The organism is Polynucleobacter sp. Nonnen-W13, from assembly GCF_018881735.1.
Classification (GTDB): domain Bacteria; phylum Pseudomonadota; class Gammaproteobacteria; order Burkholderiales; family Burkholderiaceae; genus Polynucleobacter.
Genome location: NZ_JACVPU010000003.1, coordinates 57,740 through 75,444 on the forward strand (window position 1 = coordinate 57,740; position 17,705 = coordinate 75,444).

Below are 17,705 nucleotides of genomic sequence, written 5' to 3' on the forward strand. Positions count from 1 at the left end.
TAGGGGAAAATTAGCCCATGAATCTGCTTTCAGCTGCCGCAAAGGTCAGCTCCCTCACCATGCTCTCTAGGATTACCGGACTACTCCGGGAGACCCTAATTGCCCGTAGTTTTGGGGCTTCAGAGTGGACTGACGCCTTTAATGTAGCCTTCAGACTACCCAATTTGCTCCGTAGACTCTTTGCTGAGGGGGCCTTTTCTCAGGCATTTGTACCTATTTTGGGAGAAATCTCAAGTCAAGGAGACGTAAAACAGTCCCAAATCCTCGTCAATGCAGTCGCTACGCTCTTATTTTGGGCTTTGCTGCTTACGGTACTCCTAGGTGTGATTGGCGCCCCCCTGCTGATTCTGGCTATTGCTACAGGCTTTGAGGGCAGTCCAGCCTATGAGGCAAGCGTAGTCATGACACGCATCATGTTTCCCTATATCGGTCTGATTTCGATGGTTTCTCTCTCTGCAGGGATTCTCAATACCTTTGGCCGCTTTGCCATTCCAGCATTTACACCAGTTTTGCTCAATTTAGCCCTCATTAGCAGCGCCATCTTTTTGGCGCCCCACCTGGACCAGCCGATTTATGCTCTGAGTATCGGTGTGCTCTTAGGTGGTGTCTTGCAGTTGGCCATTCAAGTTCCGGCCCTCGCTCATTTGGGCTTGCTGCCTAGAGTAGGTTTTCTACCCGGAGCAATTAAAGCAGCAGTTCAAAATCCAGATGCCCGTCGCGTCATGAAATTAATGGGGCCTGCCGTGTTTGCAGTTTCAGTCGCCCAAATTTCTCTCATTATTAATACCAATATTGCCTCTCGTTTACAAACAGGTAGCGTATCTTGGCTCTCCTATGCTGATCGCCTCATGGAATTTCCAACAGCGCTTTTGGGAGTAGCGCTGGGAACAGTCTTACTCCCAAGCCTGAGCAAAGCAAACGCAAAAAATGATTTGGTACATGCAGGCGAACTCTTAATTTGGGGATTGCAACTCACCTTTTTGCTCGCTGCGCCTTGCGCGATTGCCCTCTTTATTTTTGGAGAACCGCTAGCAGCAGTTTTGTATCACTATGGTAAGTTCAACGCATTAGACGTCTTGATGACGCAGCGCGCTCTGGCAGCTTATGGTGTTGGGCTCATTGGCCTCATTCTGGTGAAGATCTTGGCTCCCGGCTTTTATTCCCGCCAAGATATCCGCACACCAGTAAAGATTGGCTTGCTGGTGTTGGTGGCAACCCAATTAGCCAATTTAGTTTTTGTTCCCTGGTTGGGTCATGCCGGCCTTGCGCTATCGGTTGGCGCTGGCGCCTGCTTAAATGCCGCATTACTTTGGGTAGGCCTGCATCGACGGGGCGCCCTACCTGGCTTTGCGTGGTTAAAGTATTTGGGGCAGCTATTACTTGCCTTAATTCCTTTTGCATTCCTCTTGTATTACGCCGCGACTGCACATGATTGGATTGCAATGCAATCGAGCCCCTGGATTCGAGTTGGCTTACTGGCTGCCTGGCTAGCCGCTGCTGCTGTGGTGTATTTCGCAGCCCTATGGCTTGTCGGAATCCGCTGGCAAAAATTCCTACGTCATGCAAAATAGCCTTTATGCCTACACAACAACTCGACTATTTCACATCCCTCGTAGCCGAAGACGAGCACTTTCCCTTAACTGAGGCAGCGGTGGCAGTTGCACAACACGCCTACCCAGATCTCGATGTTCAGGGCGTACTTGATCAGATTGATCAGTGGGGCAACAAAATCAAGCAGCGTATTACTCCTGACACGCCACCGATTCAGCGCCTGCAGTTGCTCAAACATTTCTTTTATAACGAGTTAGGCTTTGGCCCAAACCAGAATGACTTCTACGCCCCCGAGAATTCTTACCTCCACCAAATCATTGAGAATCGTCGCGGTATTCCAATCTCATTGGCGATCTTAATGATGGAGCTTGGTCAGCAAATTGGTTTAAATATTCGCGGAGTATCTTTTCCAAATCATTTCATGATGCGCATTTCGTTGCAACAAGGCGAAATCATCATGGATCCATTGAATGGCGAATCCCTCTCCAAAAATCAGTTACAAGAAATGCTCGATCCCTATCTCGATGCTAAAGGCTATCGTGGTGAGCTCAGTCTGCCACTCAATATTTTCTTGCGAGCCTCTAGCTCTCGAGAAATTCTTTCGCGCTTTATGAGAAATCTCAAAATGATTTATTCGGAAGATGAGCGTTGGGAGCGCTTACTGGGCATCCAAGAACGTCTAGTAATTTTGCTGTCAGATTCAGCGGAAGAGGTTCGTGATCGCGGCTTGATCTTTGCACAACTAGAGTATGTACGACCTGCGATAGCTGATCTGCATCACTACTTAAGCGAAATGCCTGGCGCAGAAGATGCGGCAGATATTCGTGAGCACATCGCGACGCTAGAGAGTCAAACTAAACTGCATTAAGCGGCTCTATTGAGCGTTCTTAATTCTTTTTACGTTGAAATAATTTATAGATAGCAGCCAACACAATCGGAATCGCTGCTGCACCTATGCCAATCAATACGATCACGTTGAGGTTTTGGCGAATGATCGGGATATTGCCGAAGAAGTATCCAGCAATAACCAAACCAAAGACCCACAAGAGCGCGCCAGTCACATTGAAAAACTGGAAGCGAGAAAAGTTCATTACTGAAACTCCAGCAACAAATGGTGCAAAGGTACGAATGATCGGCAAAAAGCGCGCCACAATAATTGTCTTGCCGCCATGCTTCTCATAAAAAGAATGGGTTTTGCGCAAAGCTGCTTGATCGATCCAACGTGATTCGCTGCTAAAAATTCGTTCGCCAATCCACCGACCAATAAAGTAGTTCACTGTATTACCAGCAATTGCAGCAATCAACAATCCAATACAGAGTGTCCACAGATTAAAGTGCTCGGTAGCGCAATAGGCTCCAGCAATAAACAATAATGAATCCCCGGGCAAAAAGGGAGCCACCACTAGACCAGTCTCGGCAAATACGATCGCAAAGAGTAAGCCATAAGCCCAATAACCGTATTGCTGAATCACTACGTCTAAATGACGATCAATGTGCAATAGTAAGTCGCCTAACTGCAATAAGGTATCGATCAAATCGTGCTCCATGTATTCGTTGCAAGGATATTAACAGGCTAGCAATACAGAGTGGGGCATTTCATTCTTATAATGGGTTATGCAAACTGAACCTCACATTCAGCCTACGCATTCACCTCATCAGCCACCCATACTCTGTATTGTTGGCCCTACAGGCGCAGGCAAAACTCATCTTGCGATGTCATTGGCTGAGCATGCTAAATCCATAGGTCAAACCGTTGAATTAATCAGCATGGACTCCGCTCTGGTCTATCGCGGCTTAGATATTGGCAGCGCTAAACCTACTCAGGCTGAGCGAGCTGCTGTTCAGCATCACCTCATCGATATTTTGGAACCCACCGAATCTTATTCAGCCGCGCGCTTTGCAAATGACGCCAAGCAGCTCAGTAAAGAAATTCGTGATCGTGGAAATATTCCCGTTGTAGTGGGTGGCACGATGTTGTACTGGCGGGCCTGGGCATATGGCCTCTCATCTCTACCGCCAGCAGATCCAGAAATCCGCGCCCGCCTTGATGAGCAAGGTAAAGCTATTGGCTGGCCTGCGATGCACGCTAAATTAGCTCAAGCTGACCCTATGACTGCTGCGCGTTTACAGCCTAATGATTCTCAACGTGTACAACGTGCTTTAGAAGTTTATGAAATTACGGGCAAGCCGATGTCGGCACTGTTGGCAGATTCACCAAGCGAAGATGGTAGAGAAGGGTCGACTATTCCAGAATGGATTGATCTCATTTCATTAGAGCCAAGCGATCGCTCCCGCTTACATCAGAACTTAGAAAAGCGTTTTGATGAAATGCTGAGCGGAGGATTATTAGAAGAGGTTGAGCTGTTGAGAAAAAATCCAGCTCTGCATGGTGACCTGCCGGCCATTCGCTCAGTGGGTTACCGTCAAATCTGGGAATATTTATCTGGTGAAGTGGATCAAGCCGAAATGCGCTACAAGGCGCTAGCAGCCACTAGGCAGCTTGGCAAACGGCAGTTAACTTGGTTGCGCGCGATTGCTGGAAGAAAGACATTTGACCCGTTCAACCCAACTGAGTTAAACGCGGCCCTAGAGTACTGCAAGCAAAGTCTAGTTAAATAGGCTTTTACTGAGTATTAAATAACGATAGTTTGTGGTGCGCCAGCAGGACGCTCTACAACCTCGCCAACCGTCCAAGCATATAAACCTTCAGCCTTGAGAGATTGGATTGCAGTGTCAGCTTGATCGGCAGACACAATGACCACCATACCAATGCCGCAGTTAAATACGCGCACCATTTCTGCATCGGCTACGCCACCCTTCATTTGCAACCAGCGAAACAGCTCTGGCATTTGCCAGCTATCGCGATGCAGTACCGCTTGAGTATTTTCCGGGAGTACTCGTGGTACGTTGTCCACTAAACCGCCGCCAGTGATGTGAGCCATGCCCTTCACATTCATTTCATTGATCAACTTCAGTAATGGCTTTACATAAATTTGTGTAGGGGCCATGACTACATCGCCTAAAGGTCGGCCACCCAAATCATCAGTCGGCTTAGCACCGGCACGTTCAATAATTTTACGAACTAGTGAATAGCCATTGGAATGTGCGCCGCTCGAAGCAATCGCTAAAACGACATCGCCTGGGGTAATCGTTGCACCAGTAATAATTTTGGATTTTTCAACTGCACCAACAGCAAAACCGGCTAGGTCGTATTCGCCTGGAGGATACATACCAGGCATCTCAGCAGTTTCACCGCCGATGAGTGCGCAACCAGATAACTCACAACCTTTCGCAATACCACCAACGACTGTGGCAGCAGTATCCACAGTAAGCTTGCCGCAAGCAAAGTAATCCAAGAAAAAGAGGGGCTCAGCACCCTGAACCAAAATGTCGTTCACGCTCATCGCCACCAAATCCTGGCCGATCGTATCGTGACGATTCCACTCAAAGGCCAATCTGAGCTTTGTACCAACCCCATCAGTACCGGACACCAAAACTGGCTCTTTGTAGCGCTTTGGAACCTCAAAAAGGGCGCCAAAGCCACCAATCCCAGCCAGCACGCCTTCACGCATGGTTTTCTTGGCCAAAGGCTTAATGCGATCCACCAAATCATCCCCGGCATCGATATCGACACCTGCATCACGGTAGGAAAGGCCTTTTGAGGAAGAATTGGTAGGTGAGTTCATGGCAGAGATAGAAGATTAGTAAGAAACGCTACTTGGTCGGTAGAATCATTGAATTCTAGAGGATTCGAGGACGATGGCTGAAATTTTTACCCCTTTTCTGACTGCATTTATTCTGGCTTATGCCCTGCGCCCAGTTTGCTTGTGGCTTGAGAGGCAGCGCCTGCCCCGCGCAGCGGCCGCCGGGATTGCCATGATTATTGGCCTTGCAGTCGTATTTTTAATCTTGACCCTCTTTATTACCCTCATCAAAACCGAAATTCCCCTAATTAAGGCTCAGTTTCCGACTTGGATCCAAAACACCCAATCCTGGCTTGGGCCTAAGTTGAGTGAATTTCATATTGATGTAGATTGGGGCACTCTGAAATCCAGTGCGACTCAAAAAATTACTACGCACCTCAACGACAACTCTGATGCACTCATGTCCTCCACCTTGGAGACCGTGCTGATGTCAGGCAGTTCGGTAATCGCAGGATTCGTTAATGCGGTTCTGATCTTGTTTGTCATGTTTTATTTATTAATCGACTGGACTCATTTTTTTAAACTCATTAGAACGATTGTTCCGGTCCGCGCACAAGAGACGATTCACCACCTCGCAATGCATGCCGATGGCTTACTCTCGCAATACCTCCGGGGTATGCTGATTGTGATTTCGATCATGTCCGTTTTCTACAGCGTAGGATTAAGTCTGATTGGCATTAAAGGTGCGGCAGCCTTAGGCGTCTTTACTGCACTCATGATTGTGATTCCCTATATTGGCATCACCCTGGGTTTTACTCTAGCCGTCCTTGCAGCTCTTTTGCAGTTTGGGCCTGGTAGCGCAATTATTGGAGTCCTCGTCCTGTACGGATTAGGCCAATTCATTGAGGGCTTCTTTCTCACGCCACGCCTCGTAGGTGAGCGAATTGGCTTACACCCCGTTGCCGTGCTCTTTGCCTTATTGTTATTTGGAAAGTTATTTGGCTTCTTTGGTGTCCTACTCGCATTACCTATCAGCGCTGTGGGTTTAGTACTCTTGCAGTATGGTTGGACACGCTATATTCAAAGTCCGTGGTACCAAAAGTAAATTACTGCAGCAATGAATAGTCCCTCACTACCAAGGCAGTTTGCACTCGACATTGGCCACACACCCAAACCCAGCTTCAGTAATTTTTTAGCCGGAGAAAATCTAGCGCTGCACTCTACCTTGCAGGCAATAGCTAAATCCTGGGAAATGAATGCGCCAAGATTAGATAGTGAGAATCCTCTCAATCAACGCTGGATTTATTGGTGGGGCCCAGAAGGCTCTGGTCGCAGCCACTTACTTGGCGCCATCGGCAATGCTGCTCAGCAATTAGACTTGGAATACTTCCCCCTAACCCCTCATGAACCCATTTCCTGGGTGAGTCTGGAGGAAAGCCTGCCTGCCCTATGCTCCAGCGTGACACCCTCAGTCATTACTGTTGATGATGTGGATCGACTTGATGAGCGCCTAGTAGCCTCCTTGTTTCGCATTCTGAATGCTATACAGGGTAGCGAAGCAATGCATATTTTCATGGCGGGTAATGCTGCCCCTGCCGTACTAAGACTTCGAGAAGACTTGCGCACCCGCCTAGGATGGGGTTTGATCTTTCAAACTCATCTTTTGAGCGATGATGAGAAAATAGAAGCCTTACAACAAGCAGCACAAGCACGCGGCTTAGTTTTATCGTCAGATGTATTACCTTGGTTGTTAAATCGCTTTTATCGGGATATGCCCAGTCTGATGGCATTAATTGATGCTTTGGATGCTTACTCACTAGAAACAAAACGCGCTGTCACCTTGCCCCTCGTTAGAGAGCTCTTGCAGCCTAAATAAATATTCATGACTCAATTAGCACTGTTCGATTTAGATCACACTCTTCTCCCCTGCGATAGCGATTACGAATGGGGTCAGTTCTTGGCGCGTATTGGTGTAGTCGATAGTAAATACTATGCACAGCAAAATGAACGCTTTTATCAAGATTACAAAGATGGAAAGCTCAATATCCAAGAGTTTCTTCGCTTTGCATTAAAGCCACTCTCCGAACACTCCCGCACACAGCTTAAAGAATGGCATGAGGCCTTTATGCAAGAGGTCATTACAGGCCAACTCCGTCAACAGGCGCTTGATCTTGTGAAGCGCCACCAAGATGCTGGCGATCTTTGCTGTGTTGTGACTGCAACCAATAGCTTTGTTACTCGCCCCATCGTAGAAAGTTTTGGCATCGAACATCTAGTAGCTACTGAACCCGCCACCGTGGGAGATCAACCTTTTGCTGATTTCACAGGTGAAGTTAAGGGGATTCCGAGTTTTCGGGAGGGCAAAATTCAACGAGTTCATGATTGGCTTGCCACTCAAAAGCTCGCATTGAATGAAATGCCACAAAGTTATTTTTATTCAGACTCGATGAACGATTTACCTCTGCTGGAAAAAGTGAGCAATCCTGTTGCTACTAATCCGGATGTTCGCCTACGTGATGAAGCCTTAAAACGTCACTGGCCCATACTTGAACTGTTTGCATGATTACCAAATTTATTAAACGTATTTTGCGTCGCGATCCCATGATCCGACATACTGCAGCCCATACCTCTGGTGCGCCGAAACGAGTACCTAAAAAAACTCACCGTATTGACCCAGACTTACTCTCTAAAAATGCCGTGAAGGTAACTCAGACACTGCAGCAGGCTGGCTATGATGCTTTTATTGTGGGTGGCGCTGTAAGAGATTTAGCTTTAGGCATTGGCCCCAAAGACTTTGATGTGGCAACCAATGCCACCCCAGAGCAAGTACAAAAACTATTTCGCAAAGCACGCCTCATTGGTCGTCGCTTTCAGATTGTGCATGTCACTTTCTTTGGTAAAGGCCAACCTGAAATTATTGAGGTATCTACCTTTAGAGCTCTATTGGAGAACGCTGGCGAGCATGTAGCAGAAAATGGTCGCATCTTGCGCGATAACGTCTGGGGCAGCCAGCATGAAGATGCTGCACGCAGAGATTTCAGCATCAATGCGATGTACTATGACCCTGCTACTGAAACCGTACTCGACTATCACGGCGGTATGGCCGACATGCAGAAGAAGACATTGCGCATGATTGGTGACCCGGCGAAGCGCTATCGTGAAGATCCGATTCGCATGTTGCGCGCCATTCGCTTTGCGGCCAAGACAGGCTTTACCTTAGACGCAGCAACTCGCGCACCTATCGCTAAATTAGGTAAATTGATTCATGATGTTCCGTCTGCTCGTCTCTTTGATGAAATTCTCAAGCTACTCATGTCTGGTTACTCATGGGCTGCGATTCAAGGCCTCAAGGACGCGGGGCTCCATCATGGCCTACTGCCCTTGCTAGATCACATCCTGGATCAGAGTGCAGACTCCAAAGAAGCCAATGATTTTGTTCGCACTGCCCTGGCCAATACCGATCAACGCATTCAATCTGGCAAAAGTGTCTCAGCTGGATTCTTGTTCGCCACTTTGCTCTGGCCAGACCTCCTGAGCAATTGGAAAAAGAATATCGCCAAAGGGATTTCTAATATTCCTGCACTACATGATGCGATGGATGAGACTATCGCCAGTCAAAGCAGCGGCATGGTAATTCAACGTCGCTTCGAGAGCGATATGCGGGAAATCTGGTCAATGCAACCTCGCTTTGAAAAGCGTGTTGGACGCTATCCTTATCGCCTGATTGAATCTCCACGTTTTAGAGCGGGTTATGACTTTATGCTCCTGCGCTGTGCCACGGGAGAGAAGAATTCAGCTCTGGGCGAATGGTGGACAAGCTTTATTGAAAGTGCCCCAACTGGGCAAGAGGCCCTGATGGCGAGCGTCAAAAATGAGACTGGCAACAGCGACTCTCCCACAAAACGACGTCGCCGTAGAAAAGCCAAAGTGTCCTCGCCCACTGAAAGTGCAGCAGACTAAGCAGACTTGAGAAAAATTCAGTAAAGTAGTTTCAGTAGTTTCTCTGCACCCTTCTTTTGTTTGGAATGAGCATGGCTCGAGCTTTTATTGGATTTGGCGGCAATATCGGTGACACACGTCAGCTTATTACTGATGCAATTGTGTGCCTTGCACAACGTTGCGAGCTCCAAATACTAGCTAAAAGCTGTTTTTACCAAAGCGCGCCCTTTGAAGCTACCGGCGGGGACTACATCAATGCAGTCATTGAAATTGAAACGCAATTAAGCCCTTACGGCCTTTTGCACGTCTGCCAAGCAGTCGAACAAGAATTTGGGCGTGAGCGTCCTTACGCTAACGCACCTCGGACGATTGATCTAGATATCCTATCCTTTGAGGGTGTTTCTCAAACAGATACGGAACTCACCATCCCCCACCCTAGAATCATTGAACGCTCGTTTGTTCTACTTCCTTTACTGGAAATTGCCCCAGATTTCTTTTTGCCCAATTTGGGCGAGCTCAAGGCCTATTTGCCTAAGGTAGCCGATCAGCGCATTGAAAAACTCTCTTGCCGCAACTGTAATTGTGGTGAAAAACAGGTTTATAGCCGATCAGCGCATTAATTCATTAAACTCACGCCATGGGTTACTTGCAAGGCGAAAAGCCAATTACGATCTCTAAACTCCTCACCATGCATGCCGAGGGTGAAAAAATTACGATGCTGACGGCATACGATTCCACAATGTCAGCCTTGTTAAATCGCAGTGGAGTAGAAACCATTCTGATTGGGGACTCCTTAGGTAATGTGATTCAAGGTCACTCCAGCACAACACCGGTAACTGTTGAGCATGTGGCTTATCACACTGAATGTGTCGCTCGAGCTAACACCCATGCATTCATCATTGCCGACCTACCTTTTGCGAGCTATGGTGATCCTGTTCAAGCTTTAGATTCAGCAGCAGAGCTCATGCGCGCTGGTGCCGACATGGTCAAACTTGAAGGTGGTGATTGGCAAATCGACATCATTCAGTATTTAGTAGAACGTAGTGTTCCTGTTTGCGCTCATCTTGGACTATTACCCCAGTCTGTTCACATCTTGGGTGGTTATAAGGTTCAAGGTAAATCGAAAGATGCTGCAAGCCTCATGCTTGAGCAGGCAATTGCTTGCGAACAAGCTGGCGCGCAAATGATTGTGCTCGAAGCCATTCCATCCTCATTGGGCAAGCTCATTACCGAATCGCTCACCATTCCTACCATTGGAATCGGTGCAGGTACGAATTGCTCAGGTCAAGTATTAGTATTGCAAGATATGCTAGGCATCAGCCCCGGGAAGCCGCCAAAGTTTGTTAAAAACTTTATGGATGGCCACAACTCAATTGAAGCAGCAGTCAAAGCCTATGTCCGAGAGGTTAAATCCGGAAAGTTCCCCGGACCCGAACACGGCTTTGCTGGATAAATTCAAGCTACCAGTTAACTAAAAAAGCTCTTTACTCCATCAAACCAACCCTTTTGATGGGGGTTATGTTTGTCGCCACCTGATTTCAGGCTATCGTCAAAACTCTGCAGTAATTTTTTCTGTTCATCAGTTAACTTCACTGGAGTCTCGACAGCAACGTGGACAAAGAGATCGCCCACCATAGTTGAGCGCAAACCTTTAATACCCTTGTTACGCAAACGGAATGTTTTTCCAGTTTGCGTACCCTCAGGAATCGGAAACTCCACACGCCCTGAAAGCGTTGGGACTTCAATATCCCCGCCAATCGTTGCAGTTGCAAAGGAGATCGGCATTTGGACATGCAGATCACTGCCATCACGCTCAAATACCTTATGGGGCTTGACTCTCACCTCTACATAAAGATCGCCGGATGGTCCACCATTGACGCCAGGCTCGCCATTGCCGACGGAGCGCACACGCATACCATCATCAATACCCGCTGGGATTTTGATTTCCAGCGTCTTTTGTTCTTTATGTTTACCGCTGCCATGGCAAGTCTTACATGGCTTAGGAATATATTCGCCTGTGCCACGACACTTAGGGCAAGTTTGCTGCATGGAGAAGAAGCCTTGCTGGACACGGACTTGGCCATGACCGCCGCAAGTAGTACATCTCTCGGCTTTGCTACCAGGTTCAGCGCCAGTGCCATGACATGGCTTGCAATTACTCCAACTTGGCACCCGAATTTGAGTCGTGTAACCCTCGGCAGCTTGCTCAAGAGTGATCTCCATGTTGTAACGTAAATCAGCACCTTTATATACCTGCGGTCCCGACTGACGCCCGCCACCTTGACCAAAAATATCGCCGAAGATGTCGCCAAAAGCATCGGCAAAACCGCCACCGCCAAATCCGCCACCGCCAAAACCACCAGATTGATCGAGACCAGCGTGACCATACTGATCATATGCGGCACGCTTATTTGGGTCCGTTAAAGTTTCGTAAGCCTCTTTAACTTCTTTAAATTGCGCTTCTGCCGTTTTGCTATCGGGATTACGATCAGGGTGATGCTTCATCGCCATTTTTCGATAGGCTTTTTTTAGCTCATCTTCGCTAGCGCCTTTGGCAACTCCAAGGACCTCGTAATAATCGCGTTTACTTGTAGACACAAAATTCCTCTCAACAACCTGAATGACACAAGTCGGCACGTGGCCGACTTGTTATTTAAGTACTTCTAAACTACGTTAAATGGCTTTCAATCTCCGAAATTACTTCTTGTCATTCACTTCTTTGAAATCCGCATCCACTACATCAGCATCGGGGGCTGCACCTGGTGCACCACTAGGCGCTGCGCCAGGAGCGCCACCAGCCTTAGCCTGTTCTGCAGCCATGGCTTTTTCACCGAGCTTCTGACTTGCTTTACCCAAAGCCTCAGTCTTAACCTCAATGGCAGCTTTATCACTACCTTTGATGGCTTCGTCCAATTCTTTCAAAGCGGCTTCGATAGCTTCTTTTTCAGAAGCCTCCAAAGCAGAACCGTGCTCTTCTAGGGCTTTCTTAGTGGAGTGAGCCAAAGCATCAGCAGTGTTACGTGCTGTTACTAATTCCAATGCTTTTTTATCTTCATCGGCATTCGCTTCAGCATCTTTCACCATGCGTAAAATTTCCTCCTCAGTCAAACCTGAGTTTGCCTTGATGGTGATCTTGTTCTCTTTGCCAGTCGTTTTATCTTTTGCGGTTACATGCAAAATACCATTGGCATCAATATCAAAAGTCACTTCAATTTGTGGCATACCACGTTGCGCCGGAGCAATACCTTCCAAATTGAACTCACCGAGCAATTTGTTGGCAGCAGCCATTTCACGCTCACCTTGGAAGCACTTAATGGTTACCGCAGGCTGGTTATCTTCCGCTGTAGAGTAAACCTGCGAATGCTTCGTCGGAATAGTCGTGTTCTTCGGAATCATCTTAGTCATCACACCGCCCAAGGTTTCGATACCCAAAGACAAGGGGGTTACGTCCAGGAGCAATACGTCTTTTCGATCACCCGACAATACCGATCCCTGAATCGCAGCACCAACTGCAACCGCTTCATCTGGGTTTACATCTTTACGCGGCTCTTTACCGAAAATTTCTTTTACCTTATCCTGAACAGCAGGCATACGAGTTTGACCGCCGACCAGAATCACATCATCGATATCAGCGGGATTTACGCCAGCGTCTTTAATTGCAGTCAAGCAAGGACCAGCTGTACGGTTGATCAACTCCTCGACCAACGACTCTAGCTTAGCTCGGGTCAACTTCAAGTTCAAATGCTTGGGACCGCCTGCATCAGCAGTCACGTATGGCAAATTGATTTCAGTTTGTTGCGCAGATGACAATTCGATCTTGGCTTTCTCAGCAGCATCTTTCAAGCGCTGCAATGCCAATACGTCTTTACTCAAATCTACGCCTTGTTCTTTCTTGAACTCAGCAATAATCCAGTCAATGATGCGCTGGTCAAAATCTTCACCGCCCAAGAAGGTATCACCGTTGGTAGAGAGCACTTCGAACTGCTTCTCGCCATCCACGTTAGCAATCTCAATAATGGAAACGTCGAATGTACCGCCGCCCAAGTCATATACGGCAATCTTGCGATCAACCTTGTCCTGCTTGTCCAGGCCGAAGGCTAATGCCGCGGCAGTTGGCTCATTAATGATGCGCTTTACATCTAAACCAGCGATTCGACCCGCATCTTTAGTAGCTTGACGTTGGCTGTCATTGAAGTAAGCAGGAACCGTAATCACCGCCTCAGTCACTTCTTCACCGAGATAATCTTCGGCTGTCTTTTTCATTTTGCGCAGAATTTCTGCTGAAACTTGTTGTGGTGCCATTTTTTTGTCGCGCGCTTCCACCCAAGCATCGCCGTTATCCGCCTGAACAATTTTGTAGGGCATCAAACCGATGTCTTTTTGCACTTCCGCATCAGTAAACTTACGACCCATCAAACGCTTTACTGCGTAGATGGTGTTTTTAGGATTGGTTACGGATTGGCGTTTTGCAGGTGCGCCAACCAATACTTCACCGTCTTCAACATAAGCGATGATGGAAGGAGTTGTGCGACCGCCTTCTGCGTTCTCGACAACTTTAGGTGCATTGTTTTCAACAACAGAAACGCACGAGTTCGTGGTTCCTAAGTCAATTCCGATAATCTTTCCCATAATGGCTCCAAAAAATTAAGTTACGTGTAATTTCGTCAAACTGCGAATAATTCAATAAGGAATAAATGGGGTCGAAGCAGAGAAATTCAAGGGTTAAAAAGCAAAAAAGGCAGATTTCTGCCTTTTATATCTTTTTTGACCCAGAAAACCCCATTTAGGGGCTTTCAATACCTTATTTGGGTGCGCTCACGGTTACTAAAGCAGGACGCAAAATCCGATCAGCTATGGAATAACCCCTCTGGAGCACTGAAACTACGGTATTGGCCTCTTGGTCCGAAGGAACTGAAGCAATAGCCTGATGATGGTGGGGGTCAAACTTATCACCTACAGCAGGATTAATCTCAGTCAAGCGACCTTTTTCAAAGGCGGATAGCAATTGTTTTAGGGTGATCTCTAGACCCTCTTTAAAGGCTTTGGCATCTATAGTCTCTGCGTTCAGGGCCGCATAGAGACTGTCGGTAACTGGCACGAGGTGCTCAGCAAAACTCTCAATCGCAAACTTATGTGCCTTTGAGATATCTTCGGCGGCACGGCGACGAATGTTTTCGCCCTCGGCTTTAGCACGAAGGTAGTTATCCTGCATCTCGGTTAGCTTTTGATTTAACTCGGCAATTTCTTGCTCAGGAGTCTGTACTTCGGCATCCGCAGAAGCTGCTTGTGCACCAGCTGCAGCCTGAAGATCGGCAGCAGTATTTTCTTGCTCAGGAGATGGATTTTGATTTTCTTGGGTCATAGGTACAAATTCACTTTTCTATCAGGATGGCTACTTCTCAACAATATGGGGCCGATTTAGGCAATTTCAAGTGTGCCCATCTTTAAGCAATCTTCGTTTTAGCTAATTCAGCCAAACGGTTGCGCTCCTGTAATACCGCATCGGACTCAACCCCTAAACTCCAGCCAGATAGATGCTGATGGGCAATTTCGTACATCGCATCGATCCACTTTGGATTGCTATTTAAGCAAGGGATGTAGCGGTAGTCTTTGCCGCCATGCTCCAAAAAGATCTCACGTGCCTCCATTGCAATCTCTTCTAAGGTTTCCAGGCAATCTGCCGGAAATCCTGGGCAAAAAATATCGACTCGTTTACAGCCTGCTCTACCCAACTCCTCAATCATGGGAGCCGTATAAGGCTTGAGCCACTCCGCCTTACCAAAGCGAGATTGAAAAGTCACCAAGTATTGTCCAGGCTCTAGACCTAATGACTCACCAAGTAAGCGGCCGGTTTTCAAGCACTCACAATGGTAGGGATCGCCCTTCATTAAATTGCGCTTGGGTAGGCCGTGAAAAGACATTACAAGGCGATCACCAGCAGCAAAATCTGGGCGACCATCTTTATCCCATGCTCCGAGTACTTGGTCACGTAATGCTGAAATATATGCAGGGTTGTCGTGATAGTACTTAACCAAACGCAACTCAGGTTGATTGCGCCAAGTACCCAATACGCGAAACACTTCATCAAAACTGGAGGCAGTGGTTGTCGCAGAATATTGTGGGTATAGTGGCAGCAACAATAAACGCTCCATGCCCTGTGCTTGCAGGGCTTCCAGGGCTTGCTGAGTTGAAGGTTCACCATAGCGCATGGCTAAATCTACCAGGACTACTTGACCGTGATTAGCGAATTTCTCACCCAACTCTTTTGCTTGCAAGCGCGAGTAATGCATTAATGGGGAGCCCAATTTTGGCAACCAAATGGAAGCGTATTTCTTTGCAGAAGCACCACTACGAATCGGCAAAATAATGCCATTCAAAATACACCACCAAATAATGCGGGGGATTTCTACAACGCGGGGATCAGATAAAAATTCCTTGAGATAAGCCCTTACTGCTTTAGCAGTTGGTGCGGAAGGAGTGCCCAAGTTGAGCAATAACACTGCTGTCTTAGAGGGGCGTAGGTGAGGATTTTGATTCAAGGAAGATCCGTCTTTATTAAGGAGAGCTAAAAGATATAAACATAAACATGACTAAGAACTTATTGGCGCACTTAATGCACCCGATAACAACTTAGAGGTGATGTCGACAATTGGAATCACCCGATCGTATGCCATGCGAGTAGGGCCAATCACGCCAAGAGTTCCAACGATCTGACCATCCACACTGTAGGGCGCACTGATGACAGCTAAATCTTCATAAGGCAGTAAATCACTTTCACCGCCAATGAAAATTTGAATACCATCGGCATGACTAGACACGTCTAGCAACTGCATGAGGACCGACTTTTGCTCGAGCATATCGAACATCTTGCGCAGCTTATCCAAATTCGTACTGAGATCGCCAACATTCAGTAAGCGCCGCTCACCTGATAGCAGCATATCGCCTTGACCCATACCGTAATCACTAACGCCGCTATGCAATGCCAGAGCCATTAGCCCCGAGATATCGCTTCGCAAATTATCTAAATCAGAGGCAAGGTGTGCACGCACTTCTGCAAAACTCTTGCCGGCAAACTGAGTATTGATGTAATTTCCAGCCTCAACTAGCTGACTTGGGGTGTAGTCTTGCGAGGTAGGCAGGATACGATTTTGCACATCACCCTCAGGCGTAACCATGATAAGGAGGATTTTGCCCTCACCAAGCCTCAAGAATTCAATATGCTTAAAGACCTGAGCTCGCTTGGGCGTCATCACCACCCCGGCAAAATGGGTCAAATTAGATAAAATTTGTGCAGCGGAGTTCAGCACCCTTTGGGGTGAATCTGGCAACAGACCTTTTTCCATCTCACGGGTCGCAATTTCCTCCAAAGGGCGAACAGTCACCATCGTATCCACAAAGAGGCGATAGCCCCTTGGGGTTGGGATACGACCTGCTGAGGTGTGGGGGCTAGTTACCAAGCCCATTTCCTCTAAATCAGCCATCACATTGCGAATCGTGGCCGCAGAAAGATCCAATCCCGAGAATCGAGATAGGGTGCGTGAGCCAATAGGCTGACCCTCTTCGATATAGCGCTCGATGAGGGTTTTCAGTAAGGCGCGGGAACGATCATCCATGGTGGAAGGGATTTTATGCGTATGGTTTAATCGTTATATGTTAAGCCCATCCCCAAATTCCAGCAAAAAGGCCTTTAGCCGGGTTGCGCTTGTCGGCAAATATCAGGCTGACGGCATGCAAGAGCGTCTTAAGGACCTGGCAGCACTTCTCGGCCAGCAAGGCTGTGAGGTCTATGTAGAGAGTTCCACTGCCAGCCACTTAAGCCTAACCGCCTACCCGATCAAAAAAGTAGAGGAGTTTGCGGGAGCCATTGATTTAGCAGTGGTTTTAGGTGGTGACGGAACAATGCTGGGGATTGGGCGCCAACTGGCTGGCAGTAATGTCCCCCTCGTTGGCATTAATATGGGCCGCTTGGGCTATATGACCGACATCCCCATTCAGAACGTTCAAACGGTTTTGCCGCAAATGATTGCTGGTGACTACGAAGCCGACAGCAGAACACTGCTAGATGCAGTCGTGATGCGTGATGGCCAAAAAATCAATCAAGCTCTCGCCTTAAATGATGTAGTAGTCAATCGCTCCGGAATATCAGGGATGGTAGAGCTTGCAGTGCGCGTCAACGGTTCATTTATGTATAACCAGCGTTCAGATGGCTTGATCGTGTCTACCCCTACCGGCTCAACAGCTTACGCACTCTCCGCTGGCGGACCGATTCTGCATCCTCGGGTCGCTGGAATTCTATTGGCGCCAATTGCACCACACTCCTTATCTAATCGCCCCATTGTCTTACCGCAAGATATTGTGGTGAGTATCGAAGTGGTTGATGGCAGAGAAGTGATTGTGAACTTCGACATGCAATCACAAACACATTTGCAATCAGGTGACATCATTGAAGTCAGTCAATCTGAAAAAACTATCACCCTACTTCACCCTCGCAGCCATAGTGATTACAAAACCTTGCGCGAGAAGTTACATTGGAATGAGTACCCATCGACATTCTGATGTCGAATTTTTTGG

General features: G+C 47.6%; 17 protein-coding genes. 10 read left to right on the forward strand and 7 right to left on the reverse strand.

The genetic code is table 11. From position 1 onward, the window contains the following. Nucleotides 1-17: 17 nt before the first annotated feature. Together murJ and ICN27_RS08875 are read left to right on the forward strand one after the other, a co-directional pair. On the forward strand, nt 18-1,571 hold the full coding sequence (murJ, locus tag ICN27_RS08870; RefSeq protein ID WP_216269769.1) for a murein biosynthesis integral membrane protein MurJ: 1,554 nt from the start codon (nt 18-20) through the stop codon (nt 1,569-1,571). A 5-nt stretch (nt 1,572-1,576) separates the two neighbouring features. Further along, nucleotides 1,577-2,419, forward strand: a complete 843-nt coding sequence (locus ICN27_RS08875; RefSeq protein ID WP_215308365.1) for a SirB1 family protein — start codon at nt 1,577-1,579, stop codon at nt 2,417-2,419. A 19-nt stretch (nt 2,420-2,438) separates the two neighbouring features. Here the strand turns inward: ICN27_RS08875 and ICN27_RS08880 are convergent, their stop codons facing one another. Further along, nucleotides 2,439-3,098 (reverse strand): DedA family protein, encoded by a 660-nt coding sequence (locus ICN27_RS08880; protein ID WP_216269770.1) that lies wholly within the window; start codon nt 3,096-3,098, stop codon nt 2,439-2,441. Between the two features lie 67 nt (nt 3,099-3,165). On the opposite strand from ICN27_RS08880, the gene miaA reads away from it, so the two are divergent. Beyond that, a complete protein-coding gene (gene miaA, locus ICN27_RS08885) occupies nt 3,166-4,170 on the forward strand; it encodes a tRNA (adenosine(37)-N6)-dimethylallyltransferase MiaA (RefSeq protein ID WP_216269771.1) in 1,005 nt (334 codons plus the stop codon). 14 nt (nt 4,171-4,184) lie between these two features. Here the strand turns inward: miaA and purM are convergent, their stop codons facing one another. After that, a complete protein-coding gene (gene purM, locus ICN27_RS08890) occupies nt 4,185-5,237 on the reverse strand; it encodes a phosphoribosylformylglycinamidine cyclo-ligase (RefSeq protein ID WP_216861276.1) in 1,053 nt (350 codons plus the stop codon). A 73-nt stretch (nt 5,238-5,310) separates the two neighbouring features. Here purM and ICN27_RS08895 point away from each other — a divergent pair, with 73 nt between their 5' ends. The 6 genes from ICN27_RS08895 (at nt 5,311) to panB (ending at nt 10,587) form a co-directional block, all read left to right on the forward strand. Continuing rightward, complete coding sequence (locus tag ICN27_RS08895) at nt 5,311-6,300, forward strand: AI-2E family transporter (protein WP_215308368.1); 990 nt, start codon at nt 5,311-5,313, stop codon at nt 6,298-6,300. Nucleotides 6,301-6,312: 12 nt separating this feature from the next. After that, complete coding sequence (gene hda / locus ICN27_RS08900) at nt 6,313-7,071, forward strand: DnaA regulatory inactivator Hda (protein WP_215308369.1); 759 nt, start codon at nt 6,313-6,315, stop codon at nt 7,069-7,071. A gap of 6 nt (nt 7,072-7,077) precedes the next feature. After that, a complete protein-coding gene (locus ICN27_RS08905) occupies nt 7,078-7,758 on the forward strand; it encodes an HAD family phosphatase (protein ID WP_216269772.1) in 681 nt (226 codons plus the stop codon). Further along, nucleotides 7,755-9,155: a polynucleotide adenylyltransferase PcnB gene (pcnB, locus tag ICN27_RS08910; RefSeq protein WP_216269773.1), complete on the forward strand. Its 1,401-nt coding sequence runs from the start codon at nt 7,755-7,757 to the stop codon at nt 9,153-9,155. Before ICN27_RS08905 ends, pcnB begins: the two co-directional genes overlap by 4 nt. Nucleotides 9,156-9,226: 71 nt before the next feature. Beyond that, a complete protein-coding gene (folK, locus tag ICN27_RS08915) occupies nt 9,227-9,754 on the forward strand; it encodes a 2-amino-4-hydroxy-6-hydroxymethyldihydropteridine diphosphokinase (protein WP_216269774.1) in 528 nt (175 codons plus the stop codon). Between the two features lie 17 nt (nt 9,755-9,771). Further along, nucleotides 9,772-10,587 carry a 3-methyl-2-oxobutanoate hydroxymethyltransferase gene (panB, locus tag ICN27_RS08920; RefSeq protein ID WP_216269775.1) on the forward strand — a complete coding sequence of 272 codons (816 nt, stop codon included), beginning with the start codon at nt 9,772-9,774 and terminating at the stop codon, nt 10,585-10,587. 14 nt (nt 10,588-10,601) lie between these two features. Here the strand turns inward: panB and dnaJ are convergent, their stop codons facing one another. The 5 genes from dnaJ to hrcA all read right to left on the reverse strand — a co-directional run bounded on the left by dnaJ (nt 10,602) and on the right by hrcA (nt 16,747). Then, the gene (gene dnaJ, locus ICN27_RS08925) at nt 10,602-11,732 is read right to left on the reverse strand and encodes a molecular chaperone DnaJ (protein WP_216269776.1); all 1,131 of its coding nucleotides are present in this window, start codon (nt 11,730-11,732) and stop codon (nt 10,602-10,604) included. Between the two features lie 99 nt (nt 11,733-11,831). Continuing rightward, a complete protein-coding gene (gene dnaK, locus ICN27_RS08930) occupies nt 11,832-13,763 on the reverse strand; it encodes a molecular chaperone DnaK (RefSeq protein WP_216269777.1) in 1,932 nt (643 codons plus the stop codon). Nucleotides 13,764-13,935: 172 nt separating this feature from the next. Then, nucleotides 13,936-14,496: a nucleotide exchange factor GrpE gene (gene grpE / locus ICN27_RS08935; protein WP_216269778.1), complete on the reverse strand. Its 561-nt coding sequence runs from the start codon at nt 14,494-14,496 to the stop codon at nt 13,936-13,938. An 82-nt stretch (nt 14,497-14,578) separates the two neighbouring features. Next, nucleotides 14,579-15,673 (reverse strand): ferrochelatase, encoded by a 1,095-nt coding sequence (gene hemH, locus ICN27_RS08940; protein WP_216269779.1) that lies wholly within the window; start codon nt 15,671-15,673, stop codon nt 14,579-14,581. A gap of 51 nt (nt 15,674-15,724) precedes the next feature. After that, nucleotides 15,725-16,747 (reverse strand): heat-inducible transcriptional repressor HrcA, encoded by a 1,023-nt coding sequence (gene hrcA / locus ICN27_RS08945; RefSeq protein WP_216269780.1) that lies wholly within the window; start codon nt 16,745-16,747, stop codon nt 15,725-15,727. Between the two features lie 37 nt (nt 16,748-16,784). On the opposite strand from hrcA, the gene ICN27_RS08950 reads away from it, so the two are divergent. After that, nucleotides 16,785-17,690, forward strand: coding sequence for an NAD kinase (locus ICN27_RS08950; protein ID WP_216269781.1), 906 nt, complete (start codon nt 16,785-16,787; stop codon nt 17,688-17,690). The last annotated feature ends 15 nt before the right edge of the window (nt 17,691-17,705 follow it).